General features: G+C 68.6%; 14 protein-coding genes. 11 read left to right on the forward strand and 3 right to left on the reverse strand.

What is annotated here, in order from left to right:
- Positions 1 to 111: 111 nt before the first annotated feature.
- Entirely contained in the window at positions 112 to 2,055 is a 1,944-nt protein-coding gene (gene nosZ, locus G3580_RS16740) for a TAT-dependent nitrous-oxide reductase (protein ID WP_173767415.1), read from the reverse strand.
- Positions 2,056 to 2,490: 435 nt separating this feature from the next.
- Here nosZ and G3580_RS16745 point away from each other — a divergent pair, with 435 nt between their 5' ends.
- From G3580_RS16745 to G3580_RS16795, 11 genes are all read left to right on the forward strand, one after another.
- A complete protein-coding gene (locus G3580_RS16745) occupies positions 2,491 to 2,916 on the forward strand; it encodes a c-type cytochrome (RefSeq protein WP_173767417.1) in 426 nt (141 codons plus the stop codon).
- 34 nt (positions 2,917 to 2,950) lie between these two features.
- Positions 2,951 to 4,330, forward strand: a complete 1,380-nt coding sequence (locus G3580_RS16750; protein ID WP_173767419.1) for a cbb3-type cytochrome c oxidase subunit I — start codon at positions 2,951 to 2,953, stop codon at positions 4,328 to 4,330.
- Between the two features lie 243 nt (positions 4,331 to 4,573).
- Positions 4,574 to 6,256: an FMN-binding glutamate synthase family protein gene (locus tag G3580_RS16755; RefSeq protein ID WP_173767421.1), complete on the forward strand. Its 1,683-nt coding sequence runs from the start codon at positions 4,574 to 4,576 to the stop codon at positions 6,254 to 6,256.
- Positions 6,253 to 7,965, forward strand: coding sequence for a thiamine pyrophosphate-dependent enzyme (locus G3580_RS16760; protein WP_173767423.1), 1,713 nt, complete (start codon positions 6,253 to 6,255; stop codon positions 7,963 to 7,965). Before G3580_RS16755 ends, G3580_RS16760 begins: the two co-directional genes overlap by 4 nt.
- 131 nt (positions 7,966 to 8,096) lie before the next feature.
- Positions 8,097 to 8,702, forward strand: coding sequence for a cytochrome c oxidase subunit 3 family protein (locus G3580_RS16765; protein ID WP_173767425.1), 606 nt, complete (start codon positions 8,097 to 8,099; stop codon positions 8,700 to 8,702).
- Between the two features lie 5 nt (positions 8,703 to 8,707).
- Positions 8,708 to 8,965: a cytochrome C oxidase subunit IV family protein gene (locus tag G3580_RS16770; protein WP_173767427.1), complete on the forward strand. Its 258-nt coding sequence runs from the start codon at positions 8,708 to 8,710 to the stop codon at positions 8,963 to 8,965.
- A 19-nt stretch (positions 8,966 to 8,984) separates the two neighbouring features.
- Entirely contained in the window at positions 8,985 to 9,788 is an 804-nt protein-coding gene (locus G3580_RS16775; protein WP_173767429.1) for a CbbQ/NirQ/NorQ/GpvN family protein, read from the forward strand.
- 13 nt (positions 9,789 to 9,801) lie between these two features.
- Complete coding sequence (locus tag G3580_RS16780) at positions 9,802 to 10,212, forward strand: hypothetical protein (protein ID WP_173767431.1); 411 nt, start codon at positions 9,802 to 9,804, stop codon at positions 10,210 to 10,212.
- Positions 10,205 to 11,176 carry a 4Fe-4S binding protein gene (locus G3580_RS16785; RefSeq protein ID WP_173767433.1) on the forward strand — a complete coding sequence of 324 codons (972 nt, stop codon included), beginning with the start codon at positions 10,205 to 10,207 and terminating at the stop codon, positions 11,174 to 11,176. Before G3580_RS16780 ends, G3580_RS16785 begins: the two co-directional genes overlap by 8 nt.
- A gap of 591 nt (positions 11,177 to 11,767) precedes the next feature.
- Complete coding sequence (locus G3580_RS16790) at positions 11,768 to 13,015, forward strand: nitric oxide reductase activation protein NorD (RefSeq protein WP_323847985.1); 1,248 nt, start codon at positions 11,768 to 11,770, stop codon at positions 13,013 to 13,015.
- A gap of 69 nt (positions 13,016 to 13,084) precedes the next feature.
- Complete coding sequence (locus G3580_RS16795) at positions 13,085 to 14,221, forward strand: hypothetical protein (RefSeq protein WP_217424519.1); 1,137 nt, start codon at positions 13,085 to 13,087, stop codon at positions 14,219 to 14,221.
- Positions 14,222 to 14,305: 84 nt separating this feature from the next.
- On the opposite strand, the gene G3580_RS16800 is transcribed toward G3580_RS16795, so the two are convergent.
- Both G3580_RS16800 and G3580_RS16805 read right to left on the reverse strand, forming a co-directional pair.
- Positions 14,306 to 15,196, reverse strand: coding sequence for a ribose-phosphate diphosphokinase (locus tag G3580_RS16800; protein WP_173767437.1), 891 nt, complete (start codon positions 15,194 to 15,196; stop codon positions 14,306 to 14,308).
- The gene (locus G3580_RS16805; RefSeq protein ID WP_173767439.1) at positions 15,196 to 16,791 is read right to left on the reverse strand and encodes a thymidine phosphorylase family protein; all 1,596 of its coding nucleotides are present in this window, start codon (positions 16,789 to 16,791) and stop codon (positions 15,196 to 15,198) included. Before G3580_RS16805 ends, G3580_RS16800 begins: the two co-directional genes overlap by 1 nt.
- Between the last annotated feature and the right edge of the window lie 30 nt (positions 16,792 to 16,821).

The following is a 16,821-nucleotide window of genomic DNA, read 5'->3' on the forward strand; positions in this document are numbered from 1 at the left end:
TGTCGCGCGTCAAGTGGGCCGGGACGCGCCGCCCCGGAAGCAACAACGCCGGGGACGGGCCCCGGCGCTGCTGTGGCGACGCGCCGTGTCGGCGCGTCGGTATCGCGGGCCTCAGGCCTCGACGAGCAGGCGGCTGCGCATCTCCAGGTGCAGCGCGTGGCAGAAGTTGGTGCAGTAGCACCAGTAGACACCCGGCTTGTCGGCAACGAAGGTGACCGACTTGGTCTCCTGCGGATTGACGATGAACTGGATGTTGTACTTCGGGATCGCGAAGCCGTGGGTCAGATCCTCCACCTTGTCGTGGTTGGTGAGGATGATGGTGACCTCGTCGCCCTGCTTCACCTTGAACTCGGTCAGGCTGAAGGCCGGTGCCTGGCTGGTGAGCTTGATGGTGACCTTCTTGCCGTCGCGGAACACGCCGGAGTCCTTCGGGCTCTTCACCGCGTTCGGGAACTCGTCCATGTTGTAGATCTGACGGGTCTTGATCAGATCGCGGCGCACGATGATCGAGTCGTGGGGCTCGGAGTACACCGAGTGATCCGCCACCAGCTTCATCTTGTCGCCGCTGATGTCGATCAGCTGCGCGGTTTCCGGATGCAGCGGGCCGACCGGCAGGAAGCGGTCCTTGGAGAACTTGTTGTCGGACAGGAAGAACTTGCCGTCCGGCTGGTTGGTCTCGCCCATGGAGGTGAAGCCGTGACCCGGCTGGTACATCACGTCGATGCGATCGACCACCGGCTGCGCGTTCTTGTCGCCCTGGAAGGACTTGATCGCCGCCTCCAGGTTCCACTTCACGATCTGGCTGTCGAGGAACAGCGTGGTGTAGGCGTTGCCACGACCGTCGAAACCGGTGTGCAGGGGGCCCAGGCCGATCTCGGGCTCGGCGACCACGGTGTCGCGCTCGGTCTTGAGGCCGCCGTCGAACCACTTGAGCACCAGGTCGTGCTCGATCAGGGTCGCGGTGGGCGACAGCTTGCCGGAGCAGGCGTAGTACTTGCCGTCCGGGCTGGCGTTGACCCCGTGCGGGTTCTTCGGCACCGGCACGTAGCAGGTCAGCGCGGTCTTCGGATCGGCGTTGGCGGCACGGGTGCCGTCGACCACCGGCACCTTGGAGCCGTCGATGGTCTGGAACTTGCCGTCCTTGACCGCCTGCTCGATGCGCGCCACGTTGAAGAACAGGCAGGCGTCGCGCTCGGCCGACATCATCCCCGGATAGAGCACGCCCATCTCGGTGTTGTACTGGTTGGTGCACGCCAGCTTGCCGTCGTAGGAGGTCGCCACCAGATCGCAGTTGCCGTCGATCAGCACCTGCCAGCGCGGCTCCAGGGTCTCCGAATCCACGCAGGTGAACAGCGAGCGGTAGGCCTCGGGCTTGTCCAGGTCACGGCCGTCGTTGGGCAGCGGAATGGAGAACTCGCCGCCGCAGAACACGCGGGTGGTGTAGTTGATCGCCGGGTCGACCGGGTCGCGCTTGTCGGAGAAGATGCCGTGGAAGCCCTGGATGTTGGGCAGCTCGGTGATCTTGTCGCATTCCATGGTGTCCATGCGGATGCGGGCGATACGGCCGTGGATCTTGTCGTTCACGAAGATGTACTTGCCGTCGTAGACCCCGTCCTTGTAGGACTGATGCACGTGGTGGGTGTCGCCGGTGGTGTACTTGAGCGAACCGTCGGGCTTGGTGCCGAGGATGGCGCGCGATTCGTTGGTGATGCCCCAGCCGGTGAGCGCGTCGGTGTTGAACACCGGGATGCGCTTGAACAGGCGCCCGGAGGGCAGGCCGTAGATGCGCACCTCGCCGGAGTGGCCACCGCTGCAGAAGCTGTAGTAGGTGTCCAGCTGGCCCGGCGCCACTTCGTAGGCGCCCGACACGGCGGAAGCCATGGGCTCGGCCTTGGCGGCCGGCGCACCGGCCGGTGCCGCGGCCTGCTCCTTGTTGCAGGCCGACAGGCCGACGGCGAGACCCGCGCCGGCCAGGCCGGTCAGGGCCGCGGTATTCAGGAATCGGCGCCGGGTCGGGTCGTTCGGCTCAACGTCGTGGTCGTGTTTCTGGCTCATTGTGTACTTGCTCCATCATCGGAAGTTGATCACGTGTGCGACCCGGGCGCCCCACGCCGCCGGGGTCGGCGGCCAAGGGTCCGGTGCGACAACTTGACGCAGGCAAATATAGGGAGCCGGAGCACGAATTAAATTGATCTCAGGTAAGAATCGCCGCATCTGCGCCCCTCCCCCCGAAATGGGCAGAGCGCGCCCCCGCGACAACGGTCACGACGATCCGGCCGGCATACAGGCGCCGCCCCCGGCGCGAGGGGCGCCGACCTCGCCGATCCGGCGCGCCGCCTGCGCCTGGCACAGAAAACCCTTATATAACAAGGGTCTTAAATTCCCTCCGAACCGTCCGCTCGTTTGATCGTCGTCAAGGCGAGCCCCCTGTGCCGCCCGCACACTCGCCCCCAAGCTGTGAGAACAGTGGCAACCAATATGGGAGGCTCCATGAGCGGCACATTCACAAAATCGATGGCGCGAAACATCTTTTACGGGGGGACGGTGTTCTTCATCCTCCTGTTTCTCGCGCTGACCTTCGACACCCAGACCACACTGCCCAAGCGGGACAACCGGGCCAACCTGACCGACGCCGTCGCGCGCGGCAAGAAGGTGTGGGAGACCAACGACTGCATCGGCTGTCACACCCTGCTGGGTGAAGGCGCCTACTTCGCGCCGGAACTGGGCAACGTCTACAAGCGGCGCGGCCCCGAGTTCATCAAGGCCTGGATCCAGGCGCAGCCCACGGGTGCCCCGGGACGCCGCCAGATGCCCAACTTCCACCTGACCGACCAGCAGCTGGACGATCTCGTCGAGTTCCTCAAGTACTCCTCCGAGATCAAGACCAACAACTGGCCGCCCAACATCGAAGGCTGAGCCGGCTCACGACACGAAATCCCAGGAGATCAACATGCAATACAAATCCCAGGCTGTCGCGAAGCCCTACTTCATCGCGGCCATCGGGTTGTTCGTCGGGCAGATCCTGTTCGGGCTCATCATGGGCCTGCAGTATGTCATCGGCGACTTCCTCTTCCCCGCCATCCCGTTCAACGTGGCACGGATGGTCCATACCAACCTTCTGATCGTGTGGCTGCTGTTCGGCTTCATGGGCGCGGCCTACTACATGGTGCCGGAGGAATCCGAAACCGAGTTGTGGTCACCCAAGCTGGCGCTGGCCATGTTCTGGATCTTCCTCGTCGCCGGGGCGCTGACCATCGTCGGCTACCTGACGGTGCCCTACGCCACCCTGGCGGAGTACACAGGCAACAACATCCTGTCCACCATGGGCCGGGAGTTCCTAGAGCAACCCCTGCTGACCAAGATCGGCATCGTGGTGGTGGCGCTGGCCTTCCTGCTCAACCTGACCATGACCATGCTCAAGGGCCGCAAGACCTCCATCAGCATGGTGCTCATGCTCGGTCTGTGGGGCCTGGCGGTGTTCTTCCTGTTCTCCTTCTACAACCCCGATAACCTGGTGCTCGACAAGTTCTACTGGTGGTGGGTGGTGCATCTGTGGGTCGAGGGCGTGTGGGAACTGATCCTCGGCGCGCTGCTGGCCTTCGTGCTCATCAAGGTGACCGGGGTGGACCGCGAGGTGATCGAAAAGTGGCTGTACGTGATCATCACCCTGACGCTCATCACCGGCATCATCGGCACGGGTCACCACTACTTCTGGATCGGGACGCCGGGCTACTGGCAGTGGTGGGGTTCGATCTTCTCCGCCCTGGAGCCGATCCCCTTCTTCGCCATGACCGTCTTCGCCTTCAACATGGTCAACCGTCGCCGTCGCGAGCATCCCAACAAGGCCGCCACCCTGTGGGCCCTGGGCACCGGCGTGATGTCCTTCCTCGGCGCTGGCGTGTGGGGCTTCCTGCACACCCTGGCACCGGTGAACTACTACACCCACGGCACCCAGATCACCGCCGCCCACGGCCACATGGCCTTCTACGGCGCCTATGCCATGGTCGTGCTGTGCATCATCAGCTACGCCATGCCGCTGCTGCGCGGTCGTGCCGCCAACAGCAACAAGGCTCAGGTGATGGAGATGTGGAGCTTCTGGCTGATGACCATCTCGATGGTGTTCATCACCCTGTTCCTCACCGCCGCCGGCATCCTGCAGGTGTGGCTGCAGCGCTACTCCGACACACCCATCCCGTTCATGCAGGCGCAGGACCAGATCAGCCTGTTCTACTGGATGCGTGAATGGACCGGCGTGATCTTCCTCATCGGCCTGGTGGTGTATGTGGCGAGCTTCTTCGTCAAGGGCGAGGAGAAGGCCGCCTCGGCCTGATCCACGACACCCCCAAGCAGTGACGATCGGCGGGCTTCGGCCCGCCGATTTTCGTCTACGGCCGCCCATCGCCGCCCGCGCCCCGACACCTCCCACGACCGCACCGGATTGAACTAATCCGCCCGTCCCCGCGTCCGTCTTAGAAACACAGCCTCGCGCCGATTGTCATATCGCCCGGCGCCCTGCGGCCCCGTCCTCCGGCACTGGCCAGCCGCCACGCGCACCAGGTGCGCAAGGAGGTCCATGAAAACCCTGTCCCGTTATGCCGTGCTGCTCCTGGTCATCGTCCTGAGCGCGCTGGGCATCGTTCTCGCCCCCCGCCACGCATGGGCCTACTGGCTGCTGGCGGTCACGCTCCCGCTGCTGCTCGTCGGCCTCCGCGACCTCGCCCAGCGCGGCTGGACCATCACCCGCAACTATCCGATCACGGGGCATCTGCGCACCTTCTTCTACTGGCTGCGCCCCTATCTGCGCAGCTACATCGTCGAGGACGACCTGACCGGCACGCCCTACTCCTACGACGCGCGCAACCTGGTGCATGCGCGTGCCCGCGGGCGCACCGACACACAGCCGTTCGGCACCGAGCGCAACACCGACGACCACGACCACCACTGGATCACCCACTCCATCGTGCCCCATCCCGCGCCGGACACCTCCCCGCGGGTGCAGGTCGGCAACGCGCAGACGCGCCGCCCCTACAGCGCATCGGTACTCAACATCTCCGCCATGAGCTTCGGCGCCCTGTCGGCCCACGCCATCGAGGCCCTCAACCTGGGGGCGAAGCGCGGCGGCTTCTACCACGACACCGGCGAAGGCGGGATCAGCCCCTACCACCTGAAACACGGCGGCGACCTGGTCTGGGAGCTGGGCTCGGGCTACTTCGGCGCCCGCGACCGCCACGGCCGATTCGACCCGCAGCTGTTCCACGAGAACGCCTCGCGCGACGCGGTGAAGATGACCGAAATCAAGCTCTCCCAGGGCGCCAAGCCCGGCCATGGCGGCCTGCTGCCGGCCGCCAAGGTCACCGAGGAGATCGCCGCGGTCCGTCACGTGCCGGCCCACCAGGACTGCCTGTCGCCGCGCGGGCATAGCGCCTTCTCGACGCCCATCGAGATGCTCGAGTTCGCGGCGCGCATGCGCGAGCTGTCGGGCGGCAAGCCGGTGGGGCTCAAGCTGTGCGTGGGCAAGCCGCACGAGGTGTTCGCGATCATGAAGGCGATCCTCAAGACCGGCATCACACCGGAATTCATCGTCGTCGACGGCGCCGAAGGCGGCACCGGCGCGGCGCCGGCGGAGCTGTCGGACTGGGTCGGCATGCCGCTCATGGACGCGCTGATCCTCATGCGCAACGCCCTGGTGGGCGCCGGGCTGAAGGGCGACATCCGCCTGGCCGCCAGCGGCAAGATCCATTCGGGCATGGGCCTGGCGCGCAACCTGGCGCTGGGCGCGGACTGGTGCAACGCCGCCCGCGCGTTCATGTTCTCGGTCGGCTGCGTGCAGTCGCAGCGCTGCCATCTGGGCACCTGCCCGACCGGCGTCGCCACCCAGGACCCGCTGCGCCAGCGCGCCCTGGTACCGGAGGTGCAGGGGCCGCGGGCCGCCCGCTTCCACGAGAAGACCGTCGAATCCCTGTCCGAGATCGTCGCCGCGGCCGGCTTCGCCCACCCCAGCGACCTGCAGCCCTACCACCTGATTCATCGCATCGGGCCGGAAAAATCCGCCCCGGTGGACCAGATCCACCCCTTCCTGCCCGAAGACATCCTCCTCGAGGCCCCCGACGACACGGTGTATGCCGACTGGTGGCGGGTCGCGCAGGCGGAGAGCTTCGCGCCCGCCGAGCCCCTCAGGAACTACCGCTTCGGCGCCGGCCCGGGCGGATCCGGGCCGCGCGGCCCAACCGATTTCGCTGGAGGCACACGCCCATGACCCGAACCGTTTCCGACATCATCGTCGACGTCCTGATCGAGGCCGGCGCGAAGCGCTGCTACGGCATCGTCGGCGACACCATCAACCATTTCACCGACGCGCTCGGCGCCACCGACCTGCGCTGGGTGCATGTGCGCCACGAAGAGGTCGGCGCCCTGGCCGCCGGCGGCGAGGCCTACATGAGCGGCGAACTGGCCGTGTGCGCCGGCACCTGTGGCCCGGGCAGCCTGCACTTCGTCAACGGCATCTTCGAGAGCCATCGCAACGGCGCCCCGGTGCTGCTGGTCGCCTCCCAGGTGGACCGCACCGAGGAGGGCCTGGGTTTTCCCCAGGCGGTCGACCAGAAGAAGATCTACGAGCAGTGCGCGGTGTTCTGCGAACGCATCAGCCACCCCGACCAGGCCCGACGGATCACCGTCATGGCCGCCCAGGCGGCGCTGGCCCGGCGCGGCGTGGCGGTGATCGTCGTCAATGGCGATCTGCTCAAGGCGCGCTCGGCGGATGCCGTGCCCTGGTCGGTTCACCGCTTCGCGCCGCTCGTGCGCCCGGGCGACGACGAACTCGACCGGCTCGCGGCGATGATCGACGCGGCGAACAGGCCGGTCATCTATGCCGGCATCGGCGCCCGCGGGGCGCACGCCGAGCTGCTCGCGCTGGCGGCGAAAATCAAGGCCCCGATCGCCCACACCTCCCGCGCCAAGGAATTCGTCGAACCGGACAACCCGTACAACATCGGCATGTGCGGCATCCTCGGCAACCGGGCCGGCGCGGACGCCTTCGACGCCTGCGACCTGCTGCTGTGCCTGGGCAGCGACTTCGCCTACACCCAGTTCTATCCGGACGAGGCCCGGATCGTGCAGGTGGACATCGATCCGGCACACATTGGCCGGCGCACCCCGGTGGACCTGGGCCTGGTGGGCGACGTGGGCGCGACGCTGCGCGCGCTCACCCCCCGCGTCGCGGCGCGCCCGGACGACGGCTGGCTCACCGGCGCGCGGGCACAGTGGCAGGCCGACCTGGACACCTACGCCGCGCGCAGCGCATCGGGCGAAGACCTGATCCATCCGCAGACGGTCACCGCCACGCTCGACGAACTGGCCGCCGAGGACGCCATCTTCACCGCCGACGGCGGCTCGCCCATGGTGTGGCTGCTGCGCCACCTGCGCGCCAACGGCCGGCGCCGCTTCCTCACCAGCCTGGCCCACGGCACCATGGCCAACGCCTACCCGCAGGCGCTGGGCATCGCCCTGGCCTATCCCGGCCGCCAGGTCATCGCCCTGTGCGGCGACGGCGGGCTGAGCATGCTGATGGGCGACCTGCTCACGCTGGTGCAGGAACGCATCCCGGTCAAGCTGCTGGTCTACAACAACCACTCGCTGGGTTTCGTCGAGATGGAGCAGCGCGTCGAGGGCATGCTCGACCGCTACACCGGCCTGCACAATCCGGACTTCGAGCAGCTGGCCCAGGCCTGCGGCCTGGCCGCCTGGAAGGTGCGACAGACCTCGGAGCTGGCCTCGGCGATGCAAGCCTGGCTGGCCGTGGACCAGCCGGCGCTGCTGGATGTGGAGGTCAACCGCATGGAGCTGGTGATGCCACCGCAGATCGCGTTCTCCCAGGTCGCCTCGACCGCCCTGTTCGGTGCCAAGGCGGTGCTCGGCGGGCGCGCCGACGAGCTGGTCGACCTGGTGCGCGACAACTTCCTGAAGTGAGTCGATCCGCCCCGCCGGGCACCCGATAACGGGGGCACCGGCGCCTGCCGTTGTCTACAGTGAACCGGATTTACCCGACAAATTTGGTCAACATCAAGGAACGGCGATCACAAAACGAGGATCCTGCCTCCATGGACACCATGACCCTTCAGACGACTCAAGGCCTCGCGCCCGAACAGGAAGCCCACCCGCCCGGCGATCTGGCGATCTGGTTCTTCATCCTCGCCGAGCTGCTCGCCTTCGCCGTATTCTTCGCCGCCTACGCCTTCGCACGGGCCCACAACGTCGCCCTCTTCAACGAGATGCAGTTGCAGGTCAATCGCAATGCCGGGGCGCTCAACACCGTGCTGCTGGTCACCGCCTCCTGGTGCGGGGCGCGGGCCGTGCACGCGGTCGAGCGGCTGAACGACTCGGTCGTCGGCGCCCGCTGGCTCGCCGGCGGCATCGGTTGCGCGGGCGGCTTCCTGGTGGTCAAGTGCTTCGAGTACGCGGCCAAGTTCGGCGCCGGCATCAACCTGTCCACCAACACCTTCTGGATGTTCTACCTGTCGCTCACCTTCTTCCACTTCATGCACGTGATCCTCGGCATGGTGATCCTGGTGGTGCTGTGGCATCAGACCCGGCGCGGCGCCTACGGCCCGCACAACACCAACGGCCTGGTCAGCGGCGCGGCCTACTGGCACATGGTCGACCTGGTGTGGATCGTCCTCTTCCCCCTGGTTTACGTGATGCGGTGAGCGCGATGAAATTCGACCGACTCGACTTCGTGTGGCTGTTCCTGCTGGCCGCCACCGCGACCACCTGGTTCATCGGCGAGGAAGGCGCCGCCGGCCTCGGAATCATGGCCACGCTGCTGGTACTCTCCTTCCTCAAGGGCCGTTTCGTGGTGCTCGACTTCATGGGCCTGCGCGGCGTGCGCCTCATGTGGCGGGCACTGCTGATCGGCTGGCTGGTCTTCGTCGCCAGCCTGATCGCGCTGGCCTACTGGATGGCCCTCTAAACTGACAGGACGACACCCCATGGATACGCGTGTGACACAAACTGCCGACATCCCCTTCTACCAGAGCGCCGGCAACGAGATCGAGCTGTTCGAGCTGGCCTGGAAGAACCGCCTGCCGCTGATCATCAAGGGCCCCACCGGCGTCGGCAAGACCCGCTTCGTCGCCCACATGGCGGCCAAGCTCGGCCTGCCGCTGTACACCGTGGCCTGCCACGACGACCTCACCGCCGCCGACCTGGTCGGCCGCCACCTGATCGGCGACGGCCAGACCGTGTGGTGCGACGGCCCGCTCACCCGCGCGGTGCGCGAGGGCGGCATCTGTTACCTGGACGAGGTGGTCGAGGCGCGCAAGGACACCACCGTGGTCATCCATCCGCTCGCGGACGACCGGCGCATCCTGCCCATCGACCGCACCGGCGAGACCCTCCACGCCCCCGACAACTTCATGCTGGTCATGTCCTACAACCCGGGCTATCAGAACTTCATGAAGGGCCTCAAGCCCTCCACCCGTCAGCGCTTCGTCACCCTGCGCTTCGACTTCCCCAGCGCCGCGGCCGAGGAAGCCATCCTCGTCGGCGAGACCGCCTGCGAGCCGATGCTGGCGAAGCAGCTGGTGTCCATCGCCCGCTCGCTGCGCGCGCTCAAGGACGTGGATCTGGAAGAGGCCGCCTCGACCCGGCTGCTGGTGTATGCCGCACGCCTGATCGGCGTCGGCATGGACCCGGTGGACGCCTGCCGCGCCGCCCTGGTCGAGAGCCTCACCGACGAGCCCGAGGTGGTCGAGGCGCTCATGGAAGTGATCACCGCCACCTTCGGGCGCTAACGACGCCACCGCCATGAACACGCCCGAGCGCACCGCCGACGCACCGTCCGATGTCCCCGGCTTCGGCACCGCGGTCGCGGCCGAGTCGCTCTATCTGGCCAACCTCATGGTCGCGCCCGGGCTGGCCTTCGCGGCGCTTCTCGTCCTGTGGTTCAAACACCGCCACAGCGCGCCGCCGCTGGCCCGCTGCCACCTGCGCCAGACCATCGCCGGCACCCTGTGGGGCGGCGCGCTGCTGGTGCTGGTCAACGCCGCCATCATTCTCATGGGCGGCTACGACGCGCCGCACACCTGGGTGCTGGTGATCCTCTACTTCACCACCTGCCACTCGACCCTGATCCTGTTCGGCGCCATCGGCTTCGCCAAGGCCATGTCCGCCAAGCCCTACGTGTATCCGCTCATCGGGCCGCGCAACGATGACTGAGCACGCCCTCAGCTTCCATCCGGCGCGCCCCCGACCCGATCGGCAGCGCCTGCGCCTGCTCACCCAGGTCGGCTTCTTCGTGCTCTTCGTGCTCGCCCCGGTCTTCGACCTGCTGCGCTACGACCTGGTCGCCGGCCACGCCTGGTTCCTCGGCATGGAGTGGCATGCGGGGCTGGCGGATTTTTCCGCCGGCCGCACCGGTGCGCTCGACGCGGCGCTGGGCATCGTCCTGCGCGTGTTCCTGCCCATCCTCGGCGTCGGCGCGGTGCTCATCGGCGTGGCCTGGAAGTGGGGCCGGCTCTACTGCGGCTGGCTGTGCCCGCACTTCTCGGTGGTCGAGACCCTCAACCGGCTCATGCGCCGCGCCACCGGCAAGTTCAGCGTGTGGGACAAGCGCCGGCTGCCGCCCATCGAACCCGACGGCACCCCGATCCGCTACGACGCCCGCTGGTGGCTGCTCACCGCCCCCATGGCCGTGGCCTTCGCCTTCGTGTGGGCGGTGGTGCTGCTCACCTACCTGCTGCCGCCCTTCGAGGTGTACGGCAACCTGATCGCCGGCACGCCCACGCGCAACCAGCTCATCTTCATCAGCGCCGGCACCGTGGTGCTGAGTGTGGAATTCCTCTTCGCCCGCCACCTGTTCTGCCGCTACGCCTGTGCCGTCGGCCTGTTCCAGTCGCTGGCGTGGATGGGCAACCGGCGCGGCCTGGTGGTCGGCTTCGCCCGCGACCGCGCCGCCGACTGCGCCAGCTGCCATTCGGCCTGCGACCACGTATGCCCCATGCGGCTCAAGCCGCGCAAGCTCAAGCAGGCCATGTTCACCTGCACCCAGTGCGCCCAGTGCGTGTCCGCCTGCGAGACCACCCAGCGCGACAACCCCGACGGCCCGCTGCTGCAGTGGGTGAGCGCCGCCGCCGCCGAAGCCAACGAGGCGCCGGCACTACCCGCGCAAGCGAGGATCTGAGATGGAAGAGTTCGTCGGAGGCCTGTGGCACCGCCTCATCACCCGCGCCGCCCGCCAGACCTACCCGGAGGCGGCGGTCCGGCTCGCCGATGTCGAGCGCATGGCCGGCGTCCTGTTCCGCGCCTTCGGGGGCGACCCGGGCCTGCGCGTGGCGGCCGCCGCCCATGAACACCACGGCGCCCGGCGCCGCTGGCTGGCGCGCATCGCCCATGTGGACGACACCGTGGCCCATGCGCGGCGCGACGCCCAGACCCTGAGCCTGCCGCCGACCCTCGACCTGTTCCCCGAGCGCGCCGCCAACCGCGATCTGTACCTGTGGCTCATCGCCCAGGCCGCCGCCACCCACGACACCGGCGCCGAGTGGATCGTCGCCTGCCAGCAGGCCACGCTGGACACGCTCGCGCGCCTGCCCGGCCTGCGGGCCCGCTACGACCGGCTCGTCGACGCCGTGCTCGCCCTGCGCCTGCCCCTGGACAAGCTGCCCGCCGACGAGGCCGCGGCCGAAGCGGCGATCCGGCGCGCGCTGACCGAGCCGGGCACGGTGGCCCACCTGCCCGCGGCCAAGCATCCCCCCAGCCGGTCCCGCTGTGGGTGTACCCGACTCCGGCCCTCCACGAGAGCGCGCCACGCCGGGAAGGCGGCGACGGCGACCCGGAGCGCGAGGCCGAGGCGCAACAGACGCAGGAGAGCAGCCGCAAGCGCCGCAAGGCCAAGCACGAGCACGACCCGGAGAGCCGCAGCCCGCTGATCCTGCCGTTTCGCGCCGAGTCCCTGCTGTCCTTCGGCGAATACGTGAAAGTCGATCGCGGCCTCGACGAAGACCCCGAAGCCAACGCCAGCTTCGCCGACGACATGGACGAGTTGGCCATCGCGCCGGACGGCGAACGTGCCGCCTCCAAGGTGCGCTTCGATCTCGACCTGCCGTCCGAAGCCGTGGACGACATCCCCCTGCGCACCGGCATCCTGCTGCCCGAATGGGACTGGAAGCAGCGCGTGCTCAAGCCCGACCAGTGCAGCCTGTCCGTCCTCGAACCCAAGGACGCCACCCCCTGCACCCTGCCCGAGCGCCTCGCCCGCCCGGCGCGCAAGGTGCGCCGCCAGCTCGAGGCCATCGCCCCGGGGCGGCGCTGGCTGCGCAACCAGCCCGACGGCAGCGAGGCCGATCTGGACGCCTGCGTACGCGCCATGGCCGACCATCACGCCGGCCACCGCGTGGGCGAGCTGGCCACCTACCTGGCCTGCGAGCGCCGCGAGCGCGATCTGGCCAGCCTGGTGCTGGCCGACCTGTCCATGTCCACCGACGCCTGGGTGGACAACGAGGCGCGCGTGATCGACGTCATCAAGGACAGCCTGATGCTGTTCGCCGAAGCGCTGGCCGCCATCGGCGACCGCTTCGCCCTCTACGGCTTCTCCTCGCGACGGCGCGACCACATCCGCTACTCGCGCATCAAGGATTTCGGCGAGCGCCACGGGCCCGACGTGCTCGGCCGCATCCAGGCCCTGCGCCCCGGTTACTACACCCGCATGGGCGCCGCCATCCGCCAGTCCACGCGCATCCTCTCGCGCCATCCGGCCACCCTGCGCCTGCTGCTGATCCTCTCCGACGGCAAGCCCAACGACCTCGACCACTACGAGGGCCGCTACGGCATCGAGGACACCCGCATGAGCCTCATGGAAGCCCGCCAGGCCGGCCTCAAGCCCTTCTGCGTCACCATCGACCGCGAAGGCGCCGGCTACCTGCCCCACCTGTTCGGCCCCGACGGCTTCATGGTGGTCCGCAAGCCCGCCGAGCTGCCGCTGGTGCTGCCGCGGCTGTATTCGCGACTCACGGAAGCCTGATCCGCGGTCGGTCGGAACACACACCGTCCATTGACTACACTGTCATCATTCCCCCTCGGGAGCTTGATGATGTCCGTGCGCTTCGAAGACGATTTTCTCGTCGCCGGCACCGGTCGCGACCGCGTCACCCCCAACTTCACGCTGGGCGAATACCAGGCCCCGGACGGCTCGGTCCGCATGCACCGGGAGATCCTCGCCGCGGTGCAGATGCTGCGCGACGCGCTCGACCGCCCGGTGTCGATCGCCTCGGTGCGCGCCGCCGACGGCCTGGGCAGCGGCAAGCGCGGGCAGTTCGTGTGGATCGAATCGGGCGAGCCGACCGAGGTGGTCGCGGCCGCCAGGGCCCTGCTCAAGGACGGCACCCTCGCCCGCGTCGAAGTGCGCGGCGCCCGCGTCTATCTGGAGATGCCCGACCCCGCCGCCCTGCCCGCGCTCATCCCCGCCAACGCGCTGGAACGGGCGATCCAGGTCACCGCCGCCTTCGAAACCTCGGGCAACCCCTATCATCAGGTCACCGGCAATTTCGATGGCGCCGGCCTGTCCTTCGGCCCCATCCAGGTGAACTTCGGCACCGGCACGCTGCCGGTGCTGTTCAAGCGCTTCGAGATGCGCAGCCCCACCGGGCTCAAGCGCGCCTTCGGCCCCCTGTGGGACGAGTGGCAAACGGTGATGAAACAGTCGCGCACCCGACAGATCGCCTGGGCCGACGCCCTGAGCCGGGGGCGCGGCAAGGCCGACTTCGACCCGGCGTGGAAGGCGGCCTTGCAGGCCATCGGCGACACCCCCGCGTTCCGCGAGGAGATGCTCGCCTACGCCTACGATGTCTACGGTCGCAAGCTCATCGCCGCGCTCGCCTGGCTGCACGGCGCCTGCCCCATCGACATCGGCAACTTCCGCTGCCTCGCCGCGCTCTACGACCTGTGCGTGCAGCAGGGCAGCCTCGTCAAGGCCTACGACGCCATCCGCGCGCGCATCGCAAGCGAGCACCCGCAGGATGAATTCGCACTGACCCGCATCGCGGTCGAGGAACGCGGCAAGACCGCCGGCACGCGCTGGCGCGCCGACTGCATCAGCCGCCGGCTGTGCATTCTGGAACGGGAACCGGTTCGGGTGGATGAGGCCGGGCAGCGTGCGACGCGCACCAATCCGCGCCTGTACCTGCTGCGCAACGCGCCCGTGAAGGACATGGCGAAGTACCTGCTGTAGCCCGGCCGAGCGCAGCGACGCCGGGATCAGCCTCACCCGCCCGGTACGCCGCTCCCGGCGTCGGCCCTGCGACCCTCGGCCGGGCTACGCGAGGCCGATCTCGCGCATGGCCCCGGCCACCGCCGGCGCCACCGACACGGCGTTGGAGGCGTGGGGCACGCTGTCGGTACTCCACACCTTGCCCACCCCGGCCGCCGTGACCACGTCGATGGCGTCGTCGGCGAACAGGGCGTGGGTCACCGCCACGTCCACCGAGGCGGCGCCGCGGGCGATGAGGGCTTCGGCGGCGCGGGCGAGGGTGTGGCCGGAGCTGGCCACGTCGTCCACCAGCACCACCGCGCGCCCGCGCGGATCGAGCCCGGCGGGCAGTTCGACGGCGACCTCGCGATCGCCCGAGCGCCGCTTGTGGCACACCCCGTAGGCCCAGCCGTGGGACGCGGCCGCCTGGGCGACCCACTGGGCGGACTCCGCGTCCGGCCCCACCAGCAGGGGATCGTCGTGATGTGCGGCGATGAGCGCGCCGAGCAGCGGCGCGCCGGACAGGGCCACGGCATGCGCGACGGGAATGGCCGCCTCGAGGGTATCGATGCGATGCAGATGTGGATCGACGGTGATCACGTCATCGAACAGGCCGGCGAGGAAGTGCCCGATCACCTGCTGGCTGACCACCTCGCCCGGATGGAAGGCAATGTCCTGGCGCATGTAGGCCAGGTAGGGGCACACCAGGGCGAGTCGCCGGGCCCCCAGCTGGCGCGCGGTGCGGGCGGTCAGCAGCAGTTCGACGAGTTTTTCGTTGGGGTTGGCGAGGCTGCGCAGCAGCACCACGGTGGGCGGCAGCGCGCTGGGCAGGCGCAGGCGCAGTTCGGTGTCCGGAAAGCGGTGGCGTTCGATGCAGGCGCTCGCCAGGCCGGTGGCGGCGGCCAGGCGCTCGGCGGCGGCGGCCTCGTCGTCGAAGTGGAGGATCAGCGCCGCCATCAGAACTCGACAAACACGTGTGGCATGGCGTCGGCGGCACCGATGACGTAGCCGGTATCCTCGGCGCTGGCCCGGCGCGCAAAGTCCAGATCGGAGGCATAGTCGGCATACACGCGATAGAGCGGCTGCCCGCTCCGGACCACGTCACCGAGCTTGGCGCACAGGTCGACCCCGGCGCCCTGTACCTTCGGCGCGCCCGCGAGCCGGGCGATGCGGGCGATCTGCAGGTTGTCGATGCCCACCACCGTCCCGGCGGCGGAGGCGACGACCTCGAAATGCTGGCGCGCCACCTGAGGGGCGTGATGATCGAAGGGCTTGGCGCCCTGGGCCTGGATGATGGCGTCCATCTTGGCCAGGGCGCGCCCCGACTCGAGGATGTCGCGGGCGATGGCGAAGCCGTCGCCCCCGCGCACATCGGGATCGAACTCGAGCATGCGCCCCGCCAGGCGCAGCGCCTTCTGGCGCAGATCGTTGGGGGCGGCCGGATCGTTCTCGAGCACCTGCATCACGTCGCGCGCCTCGAGCACCGGTCCGATGCCGCGGCCGATGGGCTGGCGGCCGTCGGTGATGACCACGTCGAGGGTGAGATTGATCTGGCTGGCCACGTACTGGAACAGGCGCCGCAGCTTCTGCGCCTCGGGCATGGAGCGCACCTTGGCGGTGGGCCCCACCGGGATGTCGAGCACCAGGTGGGTGGAGCCGGCGGCGATCTTCTTGGACAGGATGGAAGCCACCATCTGCCCGGCCGAATCCACCGACAGGGGCCGCTCCACCGAGATGAGCACGTCGTCGGCCGGCGACAGGGCCGCGGTGCCGCCCCAGGCCAGGCAGCCACGGTGGGCGCGCACCAGATCCGACAGATGCCCCATGGGCAGTTCCACGTTGGCGAGCACCTCCATGGTGTCGGCGGTGCCGGCCGGCGAGGTGATGGCGCGTGACGAGGTCTTGGGGCAGAGCATGCCGTGGGCGGCGACGATGGGCACCACCAGCATGGAGGTGCGGTTGCCCGGGATGCCGCCGATGCAGTGCTTGTCGACCACCGGGCGCTCGTGCCAGTCGAGGCGCTGGCCCACCGAGGCCATGGCGTCGGTGAGGTAATAGACCTCCTCGCGGTCGAGTTCGCCCTGGTTGCAGGCAACCACGAAGGCGGTCAGTTCGATCTTGGAATAGCGGTGGCCGGCGATGTCGTGGACGATGGCACCGAAATCGTCCCGGTCGAGCCGCTCGCCGGCGATCTTGCGCCGCAGGGCCGGGATGGACGAGGCCAGCGGCGCCTGGGAGATGCGGGCGGCATGGCCGTCGTGCACGCCGAGCTGGGCGAAGGCGTCCTCCGACAGGCCGATCTCCTTGCAGCCCACGATCCCGGTGTCGTCCACCACGTTGAGGGTCGCGAGGATGCGCCGACCGTTGGCGCGCACCTCCACCTTGGCGAGCGCCTGGAAACCCTCGGCGCGATACAGCGCGCAGTCGCGATGCAGATAGGCCACGTTCTCGCGCCAGGTGTCGATGGCCACCCGCTTGAGCACGAGGGGGAACTCTTCGGCGGGCGCGCTCGACGGGGGCGTGGCATCGGGGGCTGTGTGCTTTGCGCTCATGGACCGCTCTGACGAAGACCTAGGGAAGAT

This window comes from Nitrogeniibacter mangrovi (genome assembly GCF_010983895.1).
Classification (GTDB): Bacteria; Pseudomonadota; Gammaproteobacteria; order Burkholderiales; family Rhodocyclaceae; genus Nitrogeniibacter; species Nitrogeniibacter mangrovi.

Coding starts and splice junctions, on each gene's coding strand:
- nosZ (WP_173767415.1), bottom strand. CDS start 2,055: ATGAGCCAGAAACACGACCACGACGTTGAGCCGAACGACCCGACCCGG.
- G3580_RS16745 (WP_173767417.1), top strand. CDS start 2,491: ATGAGCGGCACATTCACAAAATCGATGGCGCGAAACATCTTTTACGGG.
- G3580_RS16750 (WP_173767419.1), top strand. CDS start 2,951: ATGCAATACAAATCCCAGGCTGTCGCGAAGCCCTACTTCATCGCGGCC.
- G3580_RS16755 (WP_173767421.1), top strand. CDS start 4,574: ATGAAAACCCTGTCCCGTTATGCCGTGCTGCTCCTGGTCATCGTCCTG.
- G3580_RS16760 (WP_173767423.1), top strand. CDS start 6,253: ATGACCCGAACCGTTTCCGACATCATCGTCGACGTCCTGATCGAGGCC.
- G3580_RS16765 (WP_173767425.1), top strand. CDS start 8,097: ATGGACACCATGACCCTTCAGACGACTCAAGGCCTCGCGCCCGAACAG.
- G3580_RS16770 (WP_173767427.1), top strand. CDS start 8,708: ATGAAATTCGACCGACTCGACTTCGTGTGGCTGTTCCTGCTGGCCGCC.
- G3580_RS16775 (WP_173767429.1), top strand. CDS start 8,985: ATGGATACGCGTGTGACACAAACTGCCGACATCCCCTTCTACCAGAGC.
- G3580_RS16780 (WP_173767431.1), top strand. CDS start 9,802: ATGAACACGCCCGAGCGCACCGCCGACGCACCGTCCGATGTCCCCGGC.
- G3580_RS16785 (WP_173767433.1), top strand. CDS start 10,205: ATGACTGAGCACGCCCTCAGCTTCCATCCGGCGCGCCCCCGACCCGAT.
- G3580_RS16795 (WP_217424519.1), top strand. CDS start 13,085: ATGTCCGTGCGCTTCGAAGACGATTTTCTCGTCGCCGGCACCGGTCGC.
- G3580_RS16800 (WP_173767437.1), bottom strand. CDS start 15,196: ATGGCGGCGCTGATCCTCCACTTCGACGACGAGGCCGCCGCCGCCGAG.
- G3580_RS16805 (WP_173767439.1), bottom strand. CDS start 16,791: ATGAGCGCAAAGCACACAGCCCCCGATGCCACGCCCCCGTCGAGCGCG.